This window comes from Ferruginibacter sp. SUN002 (assembly GCF_050611725.1).
In the GTDB taxonomy this organism is placed as follows: Bacteria; Bacteroidota; Bacteroidia; order Chitinophagales; family Chitinophagaceae; genus Ferruginibacter.
This window is the reverse complement of the sequence record NZ_JBODJB010000001.1, coordinates 290,258-310,729: the sequence shown is the minus strand read 5'-3', so window position 1 is coordinate 310,729 and position 20,472 is coordinate 290,258. Positions and strand designations below refer to the sequence as shown.

The following is a 20,472-nucleotide window of genomic DNA, read 5'->3' as shown; positions in this document are numbered from 1 at the left end:
TCATTCTTCTTTTTATTTATGGCTTTACCTTTTTTTTATTCTGAAAATATTATAGCAGGTCAAAATTCGATTGCCCTGAATGAAGAAACGTCTAAACATATTGTACAGGTTTTGCGTATGCAAAATGGAGAACAGTTGCAATTAACTGATGGGAAAGGAAATTTATTTACTGCAGAGATTGTCGACAATAATAAGAAAGCCTGTAGCGTCAGGGTATTAACGACAGACCACAGACCGCCGGCCCCAAGAAAAGTTACTATTGCTATTTCATTGGTGAAAAATACAAGTCGGTTTGAATGGTTCTTAGAAAAAGCAACAGAAATAGGTGTAACAGCAATTGTTCCTCTGCTTTGTACCCGAACTGAAAAACAACATTTCCGTTTTGACAGAATGAAAACGATCTTGGTAAGTGCCATGCTACAATCACAACAAGTTTGGTTGCCATTACTCCATGAACCAACAAAGTTTGTTCAGTACGTTCAACAGCCTTCAACTCAGCAAAGATTTATAGCGCATTGTATAGAAGATGATAAACAACAATTAAGTCATCTTCAAATTCCGAAATTAATGAACCAGCAAATTTGTATCGGCCCGGAAGGAGATTTTACACAAGACGAAATTGACGTTGCTTTGCAAAATAAATATATCCCAGTTGCTTTAGGTAATACAAGATTACGAACCGAAACAGCCGGTATTGTTGCTGCCACTTTATTGGTTAACAGGTAATTGCTTATTCTGATTTTTCTTCTTCCAAAACAGGCTCGTTCAATTCTACAACCCTTTGCTTTTTTTGCCGCTTCATTATTGTCATATTAAGAATTTCTACAGCAAAAGAAAATGCCATTGCAAAGTAGATATAATTCTTCAAGTGAAGCTCATGGGCTTGCTTGCTGTCCCATCCTTCCACAACCAAACTAACACCTATCATTACCAGAAATGAAAGTGCCAGCATTTTTAAAGATGGATGTTTATGTATAAATGAAGAGATCTTAGGACTGAATAAAAACATAATGATCATGGCAATAACGACGGCAGCTATCATGATCTCTACATGCTCTGCTGTACCACCGGCGGTAATGATGCTATCAAATGAAAACACCATATCAATGGCAATGATCTGTGTTACAGCTTGTGTGAAAGATATCTTTGGTTTGTTGCCGGCATGTTCTTCAAGTTCTCCTTCCAGTTTTTGATGAATCTCTCTTACTGTTTTATAGATCAAAAACAAACCTCCACCAAGCATTACTAAGCTTGCAAGGTCGAACCCCTTGCCTGATATAGTGAAAACAGGATTGTCTTTTTGTTTCAATAACCAGCCTAATGCCATCAATAATAATGAACGAACAATAATGCCGGTTATCATCCAAACTCTTCGGGCAGCTTTTTCGCTTTCTTTTGGTAGTCGGTTTATGATGATGCTTACAAAAATCACATTGTCAATACCCAAAACAACTTCGAGAATTACTAGGATAAAAAAACTAATGATAGATTCGGAAGTAAATAAATGTTCCATTGTGAAGATAATAATTTGATGCAAATATATATTGTAGTCAGCAACTCTAAGAAAAAAGCGATAGGGTTACCTATCGCTTTAAGCTTTTGAGGATATCACTGACTATTTTTTGGTCGCCCTTTTTTTTAGATCATCTATTTTATTACTGATCTTTTCTTTTAGACTGACTGATTTTTGTTTTGCTGTACTTTGGGAGCCTTGAATCTTACCTTCAATTCTGTAATATATTCCTCCGGTATTGCCTCCCATTTTCTTTAAAGCTTCTTCAGTTTTATCCTTTAATACTTCTAATCTGTGTTTTAGTTGTTCTAAAACAATTTCATATTTTATACTCTCACTCATCGTATAAAATTTTGATTAAAAATTAATCGTCTATTCATAAGACGCAATAATCAAACCAATTGTTGCAAATAAAATCAGAACTTTAACATATTTCTTGCAAGCGAAAAATATCCTAAAAAAGCAACGGAATTCAAATTCTTCTGCAAAACACGCCTACATTAGCTTTATTTGCACTATAATGTGCCAATGAATTGGTTTTTTGAGATAATAATTGATTCAACTACGGATGTTTTAGCGGAATACATCATATGGTATTAAACAGCATATGAAGATTATTTTTTTACTGCTCCCTCCGTGCCAACTTCGCCTGTAATATCATCTATCTTATCAGCGATCTTTTCTTTCAATTCGCCGGCTTTTTCTTTTGTAGCATCCCAGGCATCTTCAACCTTATCTTCTATTTTTTCGTAAACTTCTTCTGCTTTGTCTTTCAGGTCTTCAAAAGTATCCTTCATTTTATCGAAAAATCCTTTTTCTTGTGGAGCATTTTCATTTTTAATTTCTTCACTCATAAAAATTTAATTTAGTGTTACAAAATGTTTGCACTAAATAGATAAAATTTTTATCTATAGGGTTGCAAGTGTTCAATTAAATTTTTGAGCAAATATTTTTTACTATGGCAGGGCCTTGGTAAATGAATCCCGTCCAGACTTGTATTAACGAGGCACCTGCATCTATTTTTTCTTTGGCATCGGTTCCGGTGAGGATACCGCCACTGGCTATAACAGGCAATTTGCCATTTGTTTTATCGGAGATATATTTTACGATTTCTGTACTTCTTTGTTTTAATGGAGCTCCGCTTAACCCGCCTGCTTCTTTACTCACATCGTTTGATTCGCTACTAAGCCCATCTCTACTAATGGTTGTATTTGTTGCTACCAGTCCATCTAATTTAATTTCCATTGCAAGATCAATTACATCATCGATCTGTGTTAAAGTAAGATCCGGAGCTATTTTTAAGAGAATGGGCTTAGGGTTTAGGAGTTTAAAGTTTAGGTTTTGGAGATTTGTAAGGATTTTTCTTAGTGAATCTTTATCTTGTAATTCTCTTAAGCCCGGCGTATTCGGACTGCTAACATTCACCACAAAATAATCTACATAATTATATAGCGTTAAAAAACACTTTTCATAATCAAGCCATGCATCTTCATTTGGTGTGATTTTATTTTTACCAATATTTCCGCCAATGATCAGTCTTCCGTGGTCTTCGGTCTGTGGTCGATCTTTCCAACTTTTCAATCTATCCGCCACAACATCCATTCCATCATTATTGAATCCCATTCTGTTAATGATCGCTTTATCTTTCGGTAAACGGAATAATCTTGGTTTAGGATTGCCATCCTGTGGCAGTGGCGTAACTGTACCAATCTCTACAAAACCAAAACCTAATGCTTCCAGTTCATTCAGGTATTTTGCATTTTTATCAAACCCGGCCCCTAGGCCTACTTTATTGGAAAATTTAATATTGAATATTGAATATTGTTCTCTTCTTTTCGGCCTGTAGCTTGCGGCTATCCATTTTTTTATAAAAGGAACTTTACATAAAACTTTCAAGCTGTTCATCGAAAAATAATGCACCTTTTCGGCGTCAAACAGGAATAAGAAAGAACGTATTAGATTGTACATGGTGGCGCAAAATTAAGTCACAGTTTTCAGTTTTTTGTTTTCAAGTAGAAATTATAACTTTGATATAGAAAGTTGCATAAACAACTATTGGTAATTAGCAAATGGTTCATAGTTGATAATAATTATTTTTTGCTAATACCGGCCAACTATGAACCATTAACAATGAACTATTTTCCCATGCAAGAAGCATACATAGTAGCAGGTTATAGAACAGCTGTAACAAAAAGCAAGAAAGGTGGTTTCAGATTTACACGACCTGATGATCTCGCCATTGATGTAATAAAAGGTTTGTTGGCAAGTGTGCCGCAATTAGATGTGAAATTGGTAGATGATGTGATCGTTGGTAATGCTGTACCTGAAGCAGAGCAAGGCTTACAAGTGGGTAGAATGATCTCTGCGAAAGCAGTAGGCATTCATGCTCCTGGAATTACCATCAACAGATATTGTGCCAGCGGATTAGAAAGCATTGCAATGGCAACAGCTAAGATCAGAACGGGTATGGCTGAATGTATCATTGCAGGCGGAGTGGAAAGTATGAGTATGGTGCCAACAGCGGGTTGGAAAACTTCGCCATCTTATTCTATTGCAAAAGATGAACCTGATTTTTATTTAAGCATGGGCTTAACTGCCGAAGCAGTAGCAAAAGAATTCAACGTTAGTAGGGAGGATCAGGATCTGTTTAGTTATAATAGCCATTCAAAAGCAGGCCATGCAATTAAGGAGGGATATTTCAAGAGTGGTATTATGCCGATTAATGTAGAAGAAGTTTATTTGGATGAAAAAGGGAAAAAACAAAAAAGAAATTTTACAGTCGATACAGATGAGGGCGTAAGAGCAGATACCAGTATTGATGGGTTAGCAAAATTAAAACCTGCTTTTGCAATGGGAGGAAGTATAACTGCAGGAAATTCTTCGCAAACAAGTGATGGCGCAGCTTTTGTTATAGTAATGAGTGAAAGAATGATAAAAACACTAGGGTTAAAACCGATCGGTCGTTTGGTGAATTGTGCAAGTGCTGGTGTCCATCCACGTATCATGGGGGTGGGGCCTATAGAAGCAGTACCAAAAGTTTTAAAACAAGCAGCAATGAATTTAGCAGATATAGATCTGATAGAATTGAACGAGGCGTTTGCATCGCAAGCATTAGCTGTGATTCGTGAATTAAATTTGAATACTGATATTGTAAATATAAATGGCGGAGCAATTGCACTGGGGCATCCACTTGGTTGCACCGGTACAAAACTCACTATACAGTTATTGAATGACATGAAACGATTGAAAAAGAAATACGGAATTGTTACGGCCTGTGTTGGTGGTGGACAAGGAATTGCCGGAATCATTGAAAATATTGAATAGGATACTTAACGACTGGTTAAACTCCATTTTACTGTGGAGTTTTTTTATTTTAAGAAAGATATTTGCAACATTGTTGAATATTTATATATTTGCAACATTGTTTCAAATTATGATATTTTATGAAATTATTTAAAGTTGCTGCTGCAATAGCGTTATGTATGATTTTAACTATTACCGCATCGGCCGGTAATATTTTAAAAGGCTCTTTTATTGCAACGATCAAAGATGCGTTGACAGGTAATCCTATTGAAGGGGTGTCTGTATATTTTTCTGATGTAAAAGTTGGAGGCATTACAAATGCTAATGGAGAGATTGTTATAAATAATATACCGGAGGGAAAACATTTGATAGAAATAACACATGTTGGATATAACACGATTTCGGAGTATGTTGACATAATTGGTGAAACAAAAAAGGAATATGTTTTAAGTCATACTGTTGTAGAAAGTAATACGGTAATTGTTACCGGAACCACAGGTGCAACACAATTAAAAAAAGTGCCTTTTCAGGTAGCTGTTTTAAATAAAGAAGAATTATTGCAAAACAATGCTACAAACATTATTGATGCATTGGCAAAAAAACCGGGAGTGTCAACTTTATCAACAGGGCCGGCAATTTCAAAACCTGTTATTCGTGGACTTGGTTACAATAGGGTTTTAACGATCAATGATGGAGTGAGGCAGGAAGGGCAGCAATGGGGTGATGAGCATGGTATTGAAATAGATGAAGCAAGTGTAAATAAAGTAGAGATTCTTAAAGGCCCTGCATCTTTGATCTACGGTAGTGATGCAACTGCCGGAGTTATCAATATCATCACCAATGTACCGGTTGCAAACAATACCTTAAAAGGAAATATCTTTTCCGGATATCAAACCAACAACAGATCCACAACGAACAATATTAGTTTGGCAGGAAATAGAAACAACTTGAACTGGAATGTGTATACCTCTGTAGTAAGTGCTGAAGATTATAAAAATAAATATGACGGAAGCGTTTTTAATTCAAAGTTTTCTCAGAAAAATTTTGGCGGTTATGTTGGCTATAATGGAAACTGGGGCTATAGTCATTTGTTGTTGAGTAAGTTTAACTTAAAGGCCGGCCTGATAGAAGGAGACAGGGATAATGATGGCTATTTTATAAAGCCTGTTGCAGGTGGAGGGGAAGAGAGAGCAACGGAAGCAGATTTTAAAAGTCGGATTCCTTTGGTGCCTTATCAAAACATTCAGCATTTTAAAATTGCAACAGACAATAGTTTTAAGTTGGGAAAACAACGTCTATCCATTAACGTTGGATACCAGCATAACCAGCGGAAAGAGTTTGGCAACGTAGATGATTTGAATGAAAGAGAGTTGTTCTTTGATCTGAAAACGATCACTTATGCTGCACAACTTCATTTACAAGAAATGAAAGGTTGGAAAACTTCTATTGGTATTAACGGAATGCATCAAACAAATACCAATAAAGGGTTGGAACAGCTGATTCCTGATTACGACCTGTTTGATGTTGGCGGATATGTGTACACTAGGAAAACGATCAAAAAAATAACATTGAGCGGTGGTGCAAGGTATGATACCCGTAATATTCATACAAGCGATCTGATGAATGGTTTGGATGTGAAAGGCCCTGCAATAAAAAGATCATTTGCTAATTTTTCAGGAAGCCTTGGTATAGCTGCTCAAATAAGCCATAACCTGAATGTTAAATTGAATATTGCAAGAGGCTTCAGAGCACCGAGCATTCCGGAACTTGCTTCTAATGGTGCACATGAAGGAACAACCAGATATGAATATGGTAATTCAGATTTAAAGAGCGAAGTCAGTACGCAAATTGATGCTGGGTTTGATTTCAATACAGAACATGTGTCTTTTGATTTGTCTGTCTTCTATAATAATTTCAGTAATTTTATTCTATATAGAAAACTACAGAATACGGGTGGAACTGATTCACTCATTAATGTGGACGGGCAGGATCTGACAGCATTTCAATTTGAACAAACTAAAGCCTCCTTAACTGGTATTGAAGCAACTGTTGATTTTCATCCTCATCCTTTGGATTGGCTGCATATTGAAAATACATTCTCGTTTGTTACAGGGAGATTGAAACAGTCAATAGAAGGTAATAAATTTCTACCGTTTATTCCTGCTCCAAGATTAATAACAGAATTTAGAGGGAATATTAAAAAAATAAGAAATCATATCAGTAATGGATATGTAAAATTTGAAATAGATAATACGTTTAAACAACACAACATTTTTAAAGCATATAATACAGAAACCGCAACATCAGGATATACGTTACTGAATGCAGGGTTAGGGGCTGATATAGTATCTAAAAAGGGGAATACATTTTTTAGTGTACATCTTATAGCTACGAATATAACAGATGTAGCCTATCAAAATCATTTAAGCAGATTAAAATATGCTGCTGAAAATATGAGTACAGGAAGAACAGGGGTTTTTAATATGGGTAGAAATTTCACTATCAAATTAAATGTACCATTGAATTTTTCGTTAAACGCAGGTCGTTGACCCAACTAAAAAGTATAATGGTGCATCTAACATAAAAATATTCTTATGAATTTACGAATCGGCTTAATGATCTTTGGACCTTTCTTTTTTTCAGTTAATATAAAGGCTCAAAATCTGGATGTTGATATATTAAAGACAATCAATAAAAAGGAAACTACATTTAAGAATAAATATCTTGAACTCTGTGCTTCGTCGGTTACAGTAATGAGTGTTGGAACGCCGGTCACAACTTTAGCAATAGGTTTGATAAGGCATGATAAAAAACTACAGAAAGATGCGTTATATATGTTTGGTGGATATCTTACCTCCGCCATTATTACGCAAGGCACAAAAAAGGTTTTAGATAGAAACAGGCCCTTTGAGGAATATTCTTTTATTATAAAACGGGATGATGAGAGTGGAGGTATGTCATTTCCATCGGGTCATACGTCTGCGGCATTCAATACTGCGGCCTCATTATGTTTTCGTTATCCGGAATGGTATGTAATAGCACCTTCTTGTCTTTATGCAGTAAGCGTTGGCTGGGCTCGTATGTATCAGGGAGTACATTATCCAAGCGATGTTTTAGCCGGAGCATTAGTAGGGGCAGGTAGTGCCTTTTTAAGTTATAAAATACAAAAATGGCACGATAGAAAAGTTGCTAAGAGAAATAAATCATCTCATCAAACAGTTAGCTTGTAAGTTTTTCTTAATAACTTTAAAACATGTTAGAAATTTCAATTAATACTCCAGCTTTACTTTTTCCGGCAATTACTTTGTTGATGCTGGCATATACCAATCGTTTTTTGGCTGTGGCCGGTAGGGTAAGAAAACTCCATGAAGAATATGTAAGTGGTAAACCTAATGAAAGAAATATCTTAGGGCAAATAAAAAATTTAAGAAGCCGATTAAATTTGATCCGTTACATGCAGATGTTGAGTGTGATCAGCTTTTTATTGTGTGTGTTGTGTATGTATACTATTTTCAGAAACTGGATAGAAGCAGCACATTTTATTTTTGCAACAAGCCTCATTTTGCTATTTATATCTATTTCACTTTCATTGATAGAAATAAATAAAAGTACCCGTGCTATTGATCTTGAGTTAAGTGATATTGAAGAACTTTCAAAGGAAAATATTTTTACCGATATTTTCAGACAGCAGGAGTAATTTTATTGATGATGATCAAACTCCTTCGGTTTATGATGCTCATAATCTGCATCATACTTTACAAAAAAGTATAAATAGATTACTCTACTTAAACGCATTAGCCAAGGTTGAATAAGTACAAGTAAAATACAATTTGCTGTAAGCCACCAAAAAATACTATTGTCGTTAAAATTTACTCCAAACAAAACCAACGATGCTATAAAGGTTGTTACAGATACAGCCACAGCCAAAGCATAACTAACATATCCGGTTCCATACCAAAAGCCTGTTTCAAGATCATATTTTTGATTGCAGGTTGGACAAGTTTCAGGCATATCAAAAATGTGAGATAGCTTTAGTTTTTTATACGGGTTAGCATCTTTAAACATAGGTCCACGGCGGCAACGAGGACATTTCATTTTGAATATGCTTAAAAAATAATTGGGAGCTTTTTTCATCTAACACAAAGATAGTTAAAACATCGGAGCACATCAGTTTGGATTATTTTCTTCCACCACCGGCACCCATACTCATAATATCTCTATCGAACAAATACAAGCCACTTCTATCATCGCCGATCATTTCTAATTTAGCATTGCAATCCATCGCTAACTTTTCTTCTTCCATTTGTTCCATTACATACCATTGAAGAAAATTATGTGTAGCATAGTCTTTTTCCTGTAAAGAAATATCTACCAGATCGTTGATGCTTTCACTTACTGCCAGTTCATGCTTTAATAGTTCTTCAAAAGCTTTCTTCAATGAAACGAATGTTAGAGCCGGTTGTTGTAGAGCAGGGATAACAGCAAAACCACCACGTTCGTTGATGAAGTGTATCAGTTTCAACATATGCATACGTTCTTCGTCACTATGTTTGAAAAAAAATGCGGCAACACCATCTAATCCGGGCTGAATCTCGGCCCAGCTAGCCATTCCTAAATAAGCTTGTGAAGACTGTGCTTCCATTAAAACTTGTTTATTAAGCGCTTCGAGTATTTTTTTAGATAACATATAAATATTTTTTTTGGTGAACGAGGACTACCAAGTTACAAATTGATTTTGTAATTTTTACAAATAAAAAAGCCCATACATTTTGTATGGGCTTTTTTATTATCTATAAATAATTAATTCTCTTCTGCTCCTTCAATAAGCACAGTGGTCTTATTATTCAGCACTTCTACAAAACCACTTTGTATTTTGTATGAAGTAGTAGCAGTTTTATCATTCAAGATTTTAAGGCTGCCTGCTTTTAAAGCACTCACCATCGGAGCATGTTTATCCAATACCTCAAATGAACCGCTGATGCCCGGCAATTGAACACCGTAAACATCGCCGCTGAAAATCTTACGTTCTGGAGTTAATATTTCTAGAGTCATTGCTTTTTAAGAATGTGCAAATATGCAAATGTGCAAATATGCCAATTTTTTAATTTTAAAACCACTTTCAATAATCATTAAAAACTAACGACCAGTCATTTGCACATCTGCATATTTGCAAATCTGCTAATTAACTACGCTTGCGCTGCTGCCATTAATTTTTTACCTTTTTCAATTGCATCTTCCAAAGTACCAACAAGGTTGAAAGCTGCTTCAGGATACTCATCTACTTCACCATCCATGATAGCATTGAAGCCACGGATCGTATCTTCAATAGGTACCAATACACCTTTCAAACCGGTAAACTGTTCAGCTACAAAGAATGGTTGAGATAAGAAACGTTGTACTTTACGGGCACGTGCTACCGTTAGTTTATCATCATCACTCAATTCATCCAAACCAAGGATAGCGATGATATCTTGTAATTCTTTATAACGTTGTAAAATTAATTTTACTCTGTTTGCAGTGTTGTAATGTTCGTCACCAACAATTGCAGGAGTAAGGATACGTGAAGTAGAATCCAAAGGATCAACCGCAGGATAGATACCCAAATCGGCAATCTTACGAGACAATACCGTAGTAGCATCCAAGTGAGCAAATGTTGTTGCAGGAGCCGGATCCGTTAAATCATCCGCAGGTACGTAAACCGCCTGTACAGATGTAATTGAACCGTTCTTAGTGGAAGTAATACGCTCTTGCATCAATCCCATTTCTGTTGCCAACGTTGGTTGGTAACCCACCGCAGATGGCATACGACCTAACAAAGCCGATACCTCAGAGCCTGCCTGTGTAAAACGGAAGATATTATCTACGAAGAAAAGGATATCCTTACCTTGACCAGTACCATCTCCATCACGGAAATATTCAGCAATGGTCAAACCACTCAAAGCCACACGAGCACGAGCACCTGGAGGTTCGTTCATCTGACCGAAAACAAATGTTGCTTTACTATCTTCTAATCCTTTTACATTTACTTTACTCAAATCCCATCCGCCTTCTTCCATGCTATGTTTGAAATCATCACCATAGTTCATAATGCCGGCTTCGATCATCTCTCTCATCAAGTCATTTCCTTCACGGGTTCTTTCACCCACACCTGCAAACACTGATAAACCGGAGTAAGCTTTTGCGATATTATTAATAAGCTCTTGGATCAATACTGTTTTACCAACACCGGCACCACCGAACAACCCGATCTTACCACCTTTTGCATAAGGTTCGATCAAATCGATTACTTTAATACCTGTGAAAAGAATTTCGTTAGCTGTACTCAGGTCTTCAAATAAAGGTGGTTTATTATGAATAGGACGACCACCTTCTTTGCTTACTTGTGGTAAACCGTCAATAGCATCACCGGTTACGTTGAACAAACGACCTTTGATGCCTTCACCGATCGGCATTGCAATTGGTTTACCTGTATCAACAACAACAGTACCACGAACAAGACCTTCAGTACCGTCCATCGCAATGGTACGTACGCTATCTTCTCCTAAGTGTTGTTGAACTTCAAGCACCAGTGTATCACCGTTTTCACGTTTTAATTCCAATGCGTTTAAGATTTCGGGAAGTTTGCTGTCGCTGTCGAACTGAACGTCCACAACCGCACCGATAATTGACTTGATTTTACCAGTATTAGCCATATTCTATTTACGATTTTTAATTTGAGATGTACGATTTAGCCTGAGCTGCCTCGTTTCAGGCCGCAAAGGTAAGGGTTGAAATCGGGATTTTGAAATACAATACTGATTTTTTTGTAATGGGCTTTTGATCCCTGATTTGACGACTGTGGCAGAGTTTACCCTGAGGAAACGAAGGGCTCCGCTCAACATTTTGGCTACTATTTATCTTTAATTATGGAGTAGATAGCAACCTAAAGTCGTTCGTAAGCCAACACCGCAAATTTTGAATTGCCGTCACCTGGTCTCCCAACCAGCGACACAATCTGAATGGTTTTTGTAGGATTTTCCAATATAAGCAGTTACAAAATCACCACATTAATTCATTTTTCTGCCTCTAACGAAAATAAAAACTTACATTAGTGTTTCTTTTGTTGCAGATCCAATATCTTCCTCTTAGATAACATCTTATCTAATTTTAAAACAACTGTTATGAATAAATTATCTTTGTTATTTGCAGCTATCTGTATCACTTCCTTTGGAAATGCACAAAATGTAGGCATTGGTACCACCAGTCCAAATGCACCATTGGAAGTAAAATCTACCATCTACAATAATCTGGCTTACTTTAACGGACCGAATAGTATGTATATGGGTATTCTTGAAAATGATATTTACCGTGGTTATTGGGGCTCTTACTCGGGAGCAGATGCAGATATTGACTTTGGTACAGGCTTCGGTACTTCAGGAAAATTACATTTAGCAATACAGGCATCACCCAAATTAACCATTGATGCAACCGGTAGTGTAGGTATTGGCACACAAAATCCCGATGCCAGTGCTATACTTGATATAACCAGTACTAATAAAGGTTTGCTACTTCCTCGAATGACTATGCAGTCAAGAGATCTTATTAGTAGCCCCGCTGCCGGATTAATTATTTATCAAACAGATAATACGCCGGGCTTATATCATTATACTGGTGGTGTTTGGACACCATTACTCGGCTCCAGTGATAATCTGGGAAATCATACACTTACTACTAACCTTATTACCGGTGATAATTATATTTCTAAAAATGGTGCCGCAAATATTGGTATACAGATGCAAGATAATGGAGGAGTAAACGTAAAAACAACATTTTTTGCCAGCGGATCGCCTAAACAAGGAGAATTTAAATTTGATCAATTCGGTAATATTTTAGCAACTGGTTTTGTAATGGATGTAGGTAATACTACGGGTGCTGCTTATCAAATACCTGCTACCGGCCCAGGTACCCGTTTTATGTGGTTTGCTGCCAGGGGTGCTTTGCGTTTCGGACGGGTTCCAATAGGTCAAACCAATTGGGACGATGCTAATATGGACGACTTTACATTTGCCGGAGGAAACCAGGTAACAGCAAGTGGGTATGGAGCATTTGCTTACGGAGATCAGGTAACTGTGAGCAGCACTGTTGGTGTGGGTTTTGGTTCAGGAATAAAAGTGGACGGCACAGCCGGCTTTAGTGCAGGCGCAAGTAATGTAGTAGGAGGATTTGCGGGGGTAGCAATGGGTTACACAGATTCTGCAATGGGGCAGGGAACCGTTGCCTTGGGGTATCGGGTAAATGCCAGAGAAGATTATTCGGTAGCTATTGGCTATAGAGGAAGGGCAATACATACAGGGTCTTTGGTACTCTCTGATGCGTCTGGGACATCCTCCTCACTTTCTACTTACACTACATCCTCTGCCAACAATCAATTTACATCCCGTTATGCCGGTGGTTATAGATTACTTACAAATTCTGCCATGACTTTAGGTGTAACACTTACTGCAAATGGTACAGCATGGGGATCAATTTCCGATTCTACAAAAAAAGAACGGTATATTCCTGCAGATCAGGAGTATTTCCTAAAGGAGTTGTCCGGGTTACGACTTGGCTCATGGAATTATAAAGCTGATGTTGCAAACAGGCATTATGGCCCTATGGCGCAGGAAATATTTTCTTCATTCGGTAGAGATAAGTATGGTAAAATAGGTTGTGATACTGTGCTTACTACCATAGATATGGATGGTATTATGATGATCATGCTTCAAGGATTAGAAAAGAGATCCAGCCTGCAACAAAAAGAAAATGCTTCGTTGAAATCAGAAATGAAAATTTTGAAAGAGGAAAATGCAGCACTAAAAGAGCAAGTGGCTATCATCAATAAATTACAGGAGCAAATGGTAGTATTGCAAAATCGTATTGATGCTAATGATAAAAGAACAAATTCGGCAGTTAGTAGCGTTGCAACTAAATAGCGAGAATTAGTATGATAAATTTATTCCCCGTTTGTATTGACAAACGGGGTTTTTAGTGATAATCTATAAATTTGCTCCACAAACTTCATCAGCAACTGATTCCTTTTAAAGATAAATTAACTGCAAAAGGCTTTCTGGAGGTATCAGCCCAACTCTCCACGCCTCGATTCGTGGCACAGGAGCCTATGTACAATTTGTCCCAAAAAATAAGTGGTTAATCTACTGAAAGTACATAATCTTTTAATTGCTCTACGGCAGCCTTAAAATGAATTTTTTTCATTTTATTCAGAAGTTTTTTTATTTGGGACTCTTTAAAAGTTACAATTATCTGAAGTCGCAACTGACAGTTTGATTTGTTGAGATGTGCGTCAAACATATCATTTGAAACATTAAATGAAAACATATCTTTATATGTGGATGCTGTCATCATAATACCAGTATAATGACTTTCCCGACTATTTGCGGCATGACATGATATAATTAAAACTGGGTGGTAAAGATCGTTGCCGTCAGGTAATGAAATTGGGAAGTCTAATTCTACTAAATCTGCTTGTTTATATGATGCCATTGAACTAAGATAATGAACTCATTGAAAAATGAGTAGCTATTTCTATTAATTCTTTATCTTCTGGGATAGATTCGGCATCGGAATATACTTCCACTCTTAATCGAGCTTCTATCTTATAGAAATTAGTTAGAGTTTTTTCGCATAATTCTTTAGTATGGGAGTTATTGAAAAAATCTATCTTTTCGAAGTTGGTATAAATAAAGGTAAAATGCTTCAAAGCCTTTTCTGTTGATTTATAAAAATGGATTAAATTATCATCCTTTTTTATTTCGCTTTGTTTTAATTCGCTTAATACTCCCTCGGTAGCAAAATAACAACTTGATATGCGTTGGTTAATATTCTCTACAAATCCACTCTTTAATTTCCTCCGTGACAAAAATTTAGTTACAGCTCTTCCTTTAGAGATAACTGAATAAATAAATGTCCAAAATTTATGAGGGATTGAATTATTTATATCGTATAATGCGTAGTTCACTTATAGTATAATAACGACTGTAACACAATATTAGTTTAAAAAAAACTATAACAAAATATATTTTTTGTTAAACTATATAGTAAAAATACTGAAATTATTGAATTTTACTTAGTAAAAGTACTGATGTTTAGTTACTTAACTGTTATTTTTAGATTTAAACAATTCTCCCATTAGTTCATCAAATGTAGCATTTACTTGTAGTTTTTCATCGTATTTAGATGCACGTTCTTTAGGCTGTCTTGCCTTAGATACTTTTTTGGGAGTAGCTTTTTTCGGTGGTGCTTTCTTTGTTGACTTTGCCATTATTCAAATTTAATTCTTCTTTTTTAAATACCCATTGATAATTGTGGGAACGTGGTTGTTTCCCTGTGGCTGCTGCATGGATAGAAGATATTGCATAGCCTGTTTTTGCTGCTGCATCTTTGATAGATTCAAACTCATTAATGATTACACCTTCCAACATCTGTACAATAGGTTTTCTGTTTCTTTTTAAACCTTTTACTTTTGGTTCTTTACTTACCTTTTCTTTCTTAGGTTGTTTTAGCCATTCCCTGCTAATTAAATCGGTGTATTTTAATCTACCTGCTAAGTTCCCTAATACCTTATCAAATCTTTCAGGGTCTTTCAAATCTCTTGTGTTGTAACGTAGGCTTACTTCATCGCAATAGGCTTGTAGATGTTTGGGAGATACACAAATGTAGTTGCCGTACAATGTTCTTTTTAATTGACTGAAATATCCTTCTACTGTATTGGTGTACCAACTATCTCTTACATATTCGTTGTTTCTATGGTTAAGTTGAAAGTGGGAATATAAACTACCTAATTTTTTATAGATGTGGGACGTATCTGTTACTAATACTGCATCGGGTTTTAATCTTTCTTTTATCAATGGATTGATTTGTTCTTTTGTTGCTGCCTGAACGTGCTTTGTTACTACCATGCCGTTCCTTTCAACCATTGTAAAAACTGTTTCTTTTCCCTCTGCATTATCCTTACCGTTAGCAACCCATTCAGCTCTTTTTTTATTGTGCTTATTGCTTACAGACCCACCTACTAAACTTTCATCTGCTTCAACTATTCCACCTAATAACGGAGAGTTATTTTCTTTCAATGCCATTCTAATACGGTGTAACATAAACCATGCAGACTTTTGTGTTATTCCCATATCTTTTGCAAGTTGTACACTTGTTATTCCTTGCTTATGGGAAGCAATTAAATAGATAGCAGGAAACCATGTAGATAGTGGTATGTTAGTGTTTTCGCAGAACGTACCAACCGTTACGCTAAACTTATGATAGCATTGATTGTTTGCACACTTGTATCTTTTCCCTCCTTGAATATTATACAACTTTGTCCCTGCACATTTAGGGCATTTCATTACCCCTCCGTGCATCTTATCTATTAAGTATTGTCTGCAAGTTTCTTCATCTTTGAACTTCTGCATTAACTGTTTTAGGTTGCTAAATTCCATAACTTTTCATTTAGACCATAAAGATAACACTTTGTACCAAGTTCGCCTAATATTTTAACAACTATTTTTTGCCATTTATATAGCGTGGGACAATCTGCCTCTCCGTCCTATTAGCCGTTAATCCTAAAGTATTTTTAATGCTTACTTCTATTTTATTGTTTTGTTATTAAGAAGGCTGAAAAGTAGTTCCCTTAGTTGCAATTGCAAAAGCCTGTCTTAATAGTTTGTTGCAAACTGCTATTAATGCTACTTTAGATGGTTTCCCTGCGGCTTTAAGTCTTTCATATAGTTCTTTACAAGGTTGATTACATTTGATTGCAGTTAAAGAACACATATAAAGCGTTTTTCTCAATTTACTATAACCCATCTTACAAATACCCTTATGACTTGATACAGAAGTTCCGCTTGTAAATTCTCTTGGAGAAGTTCCTGCAAGGGCTATCAATTTTCGGGCATTAGTAATTTTAGTAAATCCATCAGTATAAATTATAAGGAAAGCAATTGCACGTTTACCTAAACTCGGGATAGTGCCTAAATTTCTCTTTAAATCTCCGTTCCATTTATCAAGCTGCATCTCCAATTTTTTATCAAGTTTTTTTAGTTCTTTTTCAGTTTTGTGTAGTATTTGAGTAAGGCTTGTCCTAACATCTTTGTTGATAAATGGATGTTTTTCATAACTTTTTATAGAGTTATTAATTATTGTGATATTACGAGTACATAACTCAATTCCACTCATTAATTGTGAACAATAAAACTGCTCTTTTTGTGGCATATGCCATACTGCCGCCTCCCTTTCCTTACCATATATGTAAATCCATTTTGCGTCCCTTTTATCTGACTTATGCCGTTCCATATTCATTTGTATAAACCGCTTAATAACAAGGGAATTTTCTACTCTTACATCTGCTCCTGCTTTTTTTAATTTTACACATAATTGCAAAGAGTATATTCCAGTACTTTCAATAACGTAAGTACGTTTTATACCGAGTTTTTTTATAAGTGAATTATGCCCGTTTGTATTATTTTTTACCTGAATCGTGTGTAGTTTGTCAAACTTATCATTATAACAAACATCTAAAGTTAATTGGGAAACATCAATCCCACATAGTAATGGTTTAGATTTCATAATTGGTGTTTATGAAAAGAATGAAGGTTTTATTGATACATTAGTTTGTCCATAAAATACCTATAATACATAAACTGTGACTATTATATGACACTAACCATACGTTAAAAACCTCTTTCAGCCTTAATCAGTAATGCAAGTAGTTAACCTTAAAAAACAAGCCTAAATATTTCAATAAAATTCAGAAGTGACTAGTATTGAAAACGCATTTTTTGCAACCGGCTTCACAGCCTTATTCTTCTTCCTTCATTCTTTAGTTAGCACAAAAAAAGAAATTTTAATGATTATTGCAAGGGTTTATAAGTATTTTGGTCTAACAAGTATATAGTTACCGTTAAATTAGTGTATGTAAGAGAAAGGCTTAAATTTACAAAGCCGTCCTTACTTGGGGTAAGAAACGGCTTATTTATTAACTCATAAAAAAAATACAAAATGGAAAAACCAGTAGAAATTTTTAACAATTTCAAGAACCTAAAAAATGACTTTAAGGCAGATACAGGCTTAGATGTCAATTCAGAAAATATGTCAACTTATATTGCGTATTATAACGCAAGAATTAATGATATGAGTTATCAGACGTTAAAATTATTAAATCACCAATTAATCAACAAAATAGACCACCTACCTGATATGATTAGGTTAAGAATAGCAGAAATGATAACAGACCATCCCATTATCAAGCAGTTAACAAAGAAGTAGTCTTAATCTTAGATAAAAGCTCTAATAATACTGTTTCTGCCTCTTTATAGGTTAAGCCATTTATTAACGCTAATGTGGTATCGAATACCTCTTTCTGTTTATCTGAAAGAGTATCTGTATGTACAAAAATTTCAGCCATTCTAAAAATAAAATAAGGAGGATTTTACTCCTCCTTAGTATCTTGTACCAAGTAGTATGTACTCTCCTGGCACACGAAACCGCAGATCTATAGCACAAAAAAAATACATTGTTAAAAATAACCAGTTTAAATATTATTGTTTCGTGTGCCACAAACCAAGGCGAAGACACCAGTTTTTAATTGCTACGGGGTGGACAAAAGATAGAAACCTGGTTTGGCGTTGCTCTTTTTTTATATCAGCTCTTAGTGCCATTGGTAGTATCTTTCTGGTTGAATTATGTTTTTGTAAAAAAGCATAAACAATAGTTTAACGTATTCATGCACGTTAGACTGTAAGGGAAATGGTATTTTTATCCATAAAATATTTATATGAAATTCATTCTTTTCTTTTGTGGTCTTTTTCTGAGTCAGATCGTATTTGGTCAGTTAACGAATGAAGAGATCCGTTATTTAAAGAGTGGCCTCCTGAAACCCGACACCAGTTTTATTTATTCACTTCCATACAGAAGCGGAAGCAGGTTTCTTTTTATACAAGGTGCCAACAGTAAAATGAGTCATAAGAATGAGTTAGCATATGATTTCAAAATGCGAAAATACAGTAAAGTATGTGCAGCCAGAGCCGGGGTGGTTATTGAAGTAAAAGAAGATAGTGATAAAGGTGGACTTAAAGACGAATATCTTTCTGAAGGCAATCACATCATTATTAAACATGGGGATGGCAGTGAAGCACAGTACTGGCATTTATCATTAAATGGATCACTGGTAGAAGTTGGAGACTCCGTTAAACAGGGCCAGGATATCGGCTATTCAGGTAACACGGGCTATACTGCATTTCCTCATTTACATTTTCAAGTTATTGATGCAAATGGAAAAGAAATATTAGTAAGATTTAAAACGAGAAAAGGGATCAAATATATTCGTCCGGGGAAATGGTATAGAGGTGTACGTTAGAACCATTAAATCAATTATATTAGCGGCTCAATAATATCCGTATGTACATAAAATCGTTCTGTTTTGTTATTTTACTCTTTATTTTTTTCGGAGCAATTGCTCAAACAGATTCACTGTTCACGACCGATACTTTCTCAATAGCTATTCCTGCAGAAAAAGTAGTTAACGGAAAGTACAAGAGTTTTGACTTTTTAGATAATAGGAAAGAGGGTATAGAAGATCTTGGGTATATTGCAAAAGATGAAGGACTGACAACAGATGATAAATTATATTTTATCAAAACTCCAAATCCATTAAGTATTCAATTTAAAGAATTGTTTGACTCGTTAAATGCTTCTCCAATCGATTCCGGAAAGCTTTTACTCCAACTAAGCAGATTTAAATTTACCAGCCTTAACATGGAAAATTTTAACAGGTCATTTTTGTTTAGAGCCAATTTGTACAGTGTAACAGAAAAAGGGTATTGCCGAATAGATCATATTGATACAATTGTAAAACTGAAAGAAATAGAATTGTTTGGAGGAAATGTATATAAAAGACTTGAAAGGGCTTATAAGAGAGCTAATAAGGCAATCGTTGATTTTATCAGTAGAAATCTTACAAATTCAGGTAATTCGAATGGACAATATTTTTCACGAAGTGAAGTGATAAATATTGATAGCATTGAAAAGAAAGACATTGCTCTTTATAGTTATGATACGCTTGTAGATGGGGTTTATACTTCCTTTCTCTCTTTAAAACATCAATTCCCCGAGTATACAGATTTTGATGCGAAATTTAAAAAGGGCCGATTGGTAAAGGTTGAAAAGAAGAGTTACTCAGCTGATGATAATATGGATTATTTTATTCCTGATGTTTATGCGGTGGTCAAAGATGAGAAGATATATATCAATATTAACAACACGTATTCTTTATTAGAGAAAAAAGACAACGACTTCTTTTTTACCGGAAAGCTAAATTTAGAAACAGACCATACAGCAAGGTTGGTGATGTGGCTTTTTGTAACTCAATTGGCTGCATTTTTCCCCGGAGAAAAAAGTAATATTAAGTACGACTTTAAGCTCGACCATGTTAATGGTGCTTGTATACCTATACGTTCTTCGAACGAAAAGAAATAGCAGGAATTTTTTCCTTCCCAGCATTCGTATCTCTCATAGCTTAAACTGAGCCGAGGACGTAGCGTCCTATAACTAATACTATTACTTTTATAATTGTCACAACGTCCCGTTCCGGAGATGTTGTTTGGAAGGAATAACCAAAGTGTTAATGACAATTA

Annotated in this window: 22 protein-coding genes; 9 read left to right on the top strand and 13 right to left on the bottom strand. The window is 35.5% G+C overall.

Annotation, left to right across the window (positions count from 1 at the left end; all coding sequences use genetic code 11):
- Positions 1-18: 18 nt before the first annotated feature.
- The gene (locus ACQ33O_RS01335; RefSeq protein WP_430993745.1) at positions 19-726 is read left to right on the top strand and encodes an RsmE family RNA methyltransferase; all 708 of its coding nucleotides are present in this window, start codon (positions 19-21) and stop codon (positions 724-726) included.
- A gap of 4 nt (positions 727-730) precedes the next feature.
- Here ACQ33O_RS01335 and ACQ33O_RS01330 read toward each other — a convergent pair whose 3' ends face one another.
- From ACQ33O_RS01330 to ACQ33O_RS01315, 4 genes are all read right to left on the bottom strand, one after another.
- Positions 731-1,513 (bottom strand): TerC family protein, encoded by a 783-nt coding sequence (locus tag ACQ33O_RS01330; RefSeq protein WP_430993744.1) that lies wholly within the window; start codon positions 1,511-1,513, stop codon positions 731-733.
- Between the two features lie 102 nt (positions 1,514-1,615).
- Positions 1,616-1,855 carry a hypothetical protein gene (locus ACQ33O_RS01325; RefSeq protein ID WP_430993743.1) on the bottom strand — a complete coding sequence of 80 codons (240 nt, stop codon included), beginning with the start codon at positions 1,853-1,855 and terminating at the stop codon, positions 1,616-1,618.
- Positions 1,856-2,127: 272 nt separating this feature from the next.
- A complete protein-coding gene (locus ACQ33O_RS01320) occupies positions 2,128-2,367 on the bottom strand; it encodes a hypothetical protein (protein ID WP_430993742.1) in 240 nt (79 codons plus the stop codon).
- A 76-nt stretch (positions 2,368-2,443) separates the two neighbouring features.
- Positions 2,444-3,481 (bottom strand): quinone-dependent dihydroorotate dehydrogenase, encoded by a 1,038-nt coding sequence (locus tag ACQ33O_RS01315; RefSeq protein WP_430993741.1) that lies wholly within the window; start codon positions 3,479-3,481, stop codon positions 2,444-2,446.
- A gap of 162 nt (positions 3,482-3,643) precedes the next feature.
- On the opposite strand from ACQ33O_RS01315, the gene ACQ33O_RS01310 reads away from it, so the two are divergent.
- The 4 genes from ACQ33O_RS01310 (at position 3,644) to ACQ33O_RS01295 (ending at position 8,513) form a co-directional block, all read left to right on the top strand.
- The gene (locus tag ACQ33O_RS01310) at positions 3,644-4,837 is read left to right on the top strand and encodes a thiolase family protein (protein ID WP_430993740.1); all 1,194 of its coding nucleotides are present in this window, start codon (positions 3,644-3,646) and stop codon (positions 4,835-4,837) included.
- A 119-nt stretch (positions 4,838-4,956) separates the two neighbouring features.
- The gene (locus ACQ33O_RS01305) at positions 4,957-7,365 is read left to right on the top strand and encodes a TonB-dependent receptor (RefSeq protein WP_430993739.1); all 2,409 of its coding nucleotides are present in this window, start codon (positions 4,957-4,959) and stop codon (positions 7,363-7,365) included.
- A 45-nt stretch (positions 7,366-7,410) separates the two neighbouring features.
- A complete protein-coding gene (locus ACQ33O_RS01300; protein ID WP_430993738.1) occupies positions 7,411-8,046 on the top strand; it encodes a phosphatase PAP2 family protein in 636 nt (211 codons plus the stop codon).
- Positions 8,047-8,069: 23 nt separating this feature from the next.
- On the top strand, positions 8,070-8,513 hold the full coding sequence (locus ACQ33O_RS01295) for a DUF2721 domain-containing protein (protein WP_430993737.1): 444 nt from the start codon (positions 8,070-8,072) through the stop codon (positions 8,511-8,513).
- A 2-nt stretch (positions 8,514-8,515) separates the two neighbouring features.
- On the opposite strand, the gene ACQ33O_RS01290 is transcribed toward ACQ33O_RS01295, so the two are convergent.
- The 4 genes from ACQ33O_RS01290 to atpD form a co-directional block, all read right to left on the bottom strand.
- Positions 8,516-8,950 (bottom strand): DUF983 domain-containing protein, encoded by a 435-nt coding sequence (locus ACQ33O_RS01290; protein WP_430993736.1) that lies wholly within the window; start codon positions 8,948-8,950, stop codon positions 8,516-8,518.
- 43 nt (positions 8,951-8,993) lie between these two features.
- Positions 8,994-9,503, bottom strand: coding sequence for a ferritin (locus ACQ33O_RS01285; protein ID WP_430993735.1), 510 nt, complete (start codon positions 9,501-9,503; stop codon positions 8,994-8,996).
- Positions 9,504-9,616: 113 nt separating this feature from the next.
- Positions 9,617-9,868 (bottom strand): ATP synthase F1 subunit epsilon, encoded by a 252-nt coding sequence (atpC, locus tag ACQ33O_RS01280; protein ID WP_430993734.1) that lies wholly within the window; start codon positions 9,866-9,868, stop codon positions 9,617-9,619.
- A gap of 134 nt (positions 9,869-10,002) precedes the next feature.
- Complete coding sequence (gene atpD / locus ACQ33O_RS01275) at positions 10,003-11,508, bottom strand: F0F1 ATP synthase subunit beta (RefSeq protein ID WP_430993733.1); 1,506 nt, start codon at positions 11,506-11,508, stop codon at positions 10,003-10,005.
- Between the two features lie 468 nt (positions 11,509-11,976).
- On the opposite strand from atpD, the gene ACQ33O_RS01270 reads away from it, so the two are divergent.
- On the top strand, positions 11,977-13,767 hold the full coding sequence (locus ACQ33O_RS01270) for a tail fiber domain-containing protein (RefSeq protein WP_430993732.1): 1,791 nt from the start codon (positions 11,977-11,979) through the stop codon (positions 13,765-13,767).
- A 214-nt stretch (positions 13,768-13,981) separates the two neighbouring features.
- Here ACQ33O_RS01270 and ACQ33O_RS01265 read toward each other — a convergent pair whose 3' ends face one another.
- From ACQ33O_RS01265 to ACQ33O_RS01245, 5 genes are all read right to left on the bottom strand, one after another.
- Entirely contained in the window at positions 13,982-14,335 is a 354-nt protein-coding gene (locus ACQ33O_RS01265) for a type II toxin-antitoxin system PemK/MazF family toxin (RefSeq protein ID WP_430993731.1), read from the bottom strand.
- Positions 14,336-14,339: 4 nt separating this feature from the next.
- Positions 14,340-14,810, bottom strand: coding sequence for a hypothetical protein (locus ACQ33O_RS01260; RefSeq protein ID WP_430993730.1), 471 nt, complete (start codon positions 14,808-14,810; stop codon positions 14,340-14,342).
- Positions 14,811-14,945: 135 nt separating this feature from the next.
- Positions 14,946-15,113, bottom strand: coding sequence for a hypothetical protein (locus ACQ33O_RS01255; protein WP_430993729.1), 168 nt, complete (start codon positions 15,111-15,113; stop codon positions 14,946-14,948).
- A complete protein-coding gene (locus tag ACQ33O_RS01250; protein ID WP_430993728.1) occupies positions 15,055-16,254 on the bottom strand; it encodes an IS1595 family transposase in 1,200 nt (399 codons plus the stop codon). Before ACQ33O_RS01250 ends, ACQ33O_RS01255 begins: the two co-directional genes overlap by 59 nt.
- Positions 16,255-16,447: 193 nt before the next feature.
- Entirely contained in the window at positions 16,448-17,407 is a 960-nt protein-coding gene (locus ACQ33O_RS01245) for an IS110 family transposase (protein WP_430993727.1), read from the bottom strand.
- Between the two features lie 432 nt (positions 17,408-17,839).
- On the opposite strand from ACQ33O_RS01245, the gene ACQ33O_RS01240 reads away from it, so the two are divergent.
- The 3 genes from ACQ33O_RS01240 (at position 17,840) to ACQ33O_RS01230 (ending at position 20,314) form a co-directional block, all read left to right on the top strand.
- On the top strand, positions 17,840-18,106 hold the full coding sequence (locus tag ACQ33O_RS01240; protein WP_430993726.1) for a hypothetical protein: 267 nt from the start codon (positions 17,840-17,842) through the stop codon (positions 18,104-18,106).
- Between the two features lie 508 nt (positions 18,107-18,614).
- The gene (locus ACQ33O_RS01235) at positions 18,615-19,196 is read left to right on the top strand and encodes a M23 family metallopeptidase (RefSeq protein WP_430993725.1); all 582 of its coding nucleotides are present in this window, start codon (positions 18,615-18,617) and stop codon (positions 19,194-19,196) included.
- Between the two features lie 41 nt (positions 19,197-19,237).
- Positions 19,238-20,314 carry a hypothetical protein gene (locus tag ACQ33O_RS01230; RefSeq protein ID WP_430993724.1) on the top strand — a complete coding sequence of 359 codons (1,077 nt, stop codon included), beginning with the start codon at positions 19,238-19,240 and terminating at the stop codon, positions 20,312-20,314.
- Positions 20,315-20,472: the final 158 nt, after the last annotated feature.

Bases quoted from the DNA above. Each gene is read 5' to 3' on its own strand.
- ACQ33O_RS01255 (WP_430993729.1), bottom strand. From the start codon at position 15,113: ATGGCAAAGTCAACAAAGAAAGCACCACCGAAAAAAGCTACTCCCAAA.
- ACQ33O_RS01230 (WP_430993724.1), top strand. From the start codon at position 19,238: ATGTACATAAAATCGTTCTGTTTTGTTATTTTACTCTTTATTTTTTTC.
- ACQ33O_RS01270 (WP_430993732.1), top strand. From the start codon at position 11,977: ATGAATAAATTATCTTTGTTATTTGCAGCTATCTGTATCACTTCCTTT.
- ACQ33O_RS01245 (WP_430993727.1), bottom strand. From the start codon at position 17,407: ATGAAATCTAAACCATTACTATGTGGGATTGATGTTTCCCAATTAACT.
- ACQ33O_RS01315 (WP_430993741.1), bottom strand. From the start codon at position 3,481: ATGTACAATCTAATACGTTCTTTCTTATTCCTGTTTGACGCCGAAAAG.
- ACQ33O_RS01325 (WP_430993743.1), bottom strand. From the start codon at position 1,855: ATGAGTGAGAGTATAAAATATGAAATTGTTTTAGAACAACTAAAACAC.
- ACQ33O_RS01330 (WP_430993744.1), bottom strand. From the start codon at position 1,513: ATGGAACATTTATTTACTTCCGAATCTATCATTAGTTTTTTTATCCTA.
- atpC (WP_430993734.1), bottom strand. From the start codon at position 9,868: ATGACTCTAGAAATATTAACTCCAGAACGTAAGATTTTCAGCGGCGAT.
- ACQ33O_RS01240 (WP_430993726.1), top strand. From the start codon at position 17,840: ATGGAAAAACCAGTAGAAATTTTTAACAATTTCAAGAACCTAAAAAAT.
- ACQ33O_RS01310 (WP_430993740.1), top strand. From the start codon at position 3,644: ATGAACTATTTTCCCATGCAAGAAGCATACATAGTAGCAGGTTATAGA.
- ACQ33O_RS01285 (WP_430993735.1), bottom strand. From the start codon at position 9,503: ATGTTATCTAAAAAAATACTCGAAGCGCTTAATAAACAAGTTTTAATG.
- atpD (WP_430993733.1), bottom strand. From the start codon at position 11,508: ATGGCTAATACTGGTAAAATCAAGTCAATTATCGGTGCGGTTGTGGAC.
- ACQ33O_RS01335 (WP_430993745.1), top strand. From the start codon at position 19: ATGGCTTTACCTTTTTTTTATTCTGAAAATATTATAGCAGGTCAAAAT.
- ACQ33O_RS01300 (WP_430993738.1), top strand. From the start codon at position 7,411: ATGAATTTACGAATCGGCTTAATGATCTTTGGACCTTTCTTTTTTTCA.
- ACQ33O_RS01290 (WP_430993736.1), bottom strand. From the start codon at position 8,950: ATGAAAAAAGCTCCCAATTATTTTTTAAGCATATTCAAAATGAAATGT.
- ACQ33O_RS01305 (WP_430993739.1), top strand. From the start codon at position 4,957: ATGAAATTATTTAAAGTTGCTGCTGCAATAGCGTTATGTATGATTTTA.
- ACQ33O_RS01250 (WP_430993728.1), bottom strand. From the start codon at position 16,254: ATGCAGAAGTTCAAAGATGAAGAAACTTGCAGACAATACTTAATAGAT.
- ACQ33O_RS01320 (WP_430993742.1), bottom strand. From the start codon at position 2,367: ATGAGTGAAGAAATTAAAAATGAAAATGCTCCACAAGAAAAAGGATTT.
- ACQ33O_RS01295 (WP_430993737.1), top strand. From the start codon at position 8,070: ATGTTAGAAATTTCAATTAATACTCCAGCTTTACTTTTTCCGGCAATT.
- ACQ33O_RS01235 (WP_430993725.1), top strand. From the start codon at position 18,615: ATGAAATTCATTCTTTTCTTTTGTGGTCTTTTTCTGAGTCAGATCGTA.
- ACQ33O_RS01265 (WP_430993731.1), bottom strand. From the start codon at position 14,335: ATGGCATCATATAAACAAGCAGATTTAGTAGAATTAGACTTCCCAATT.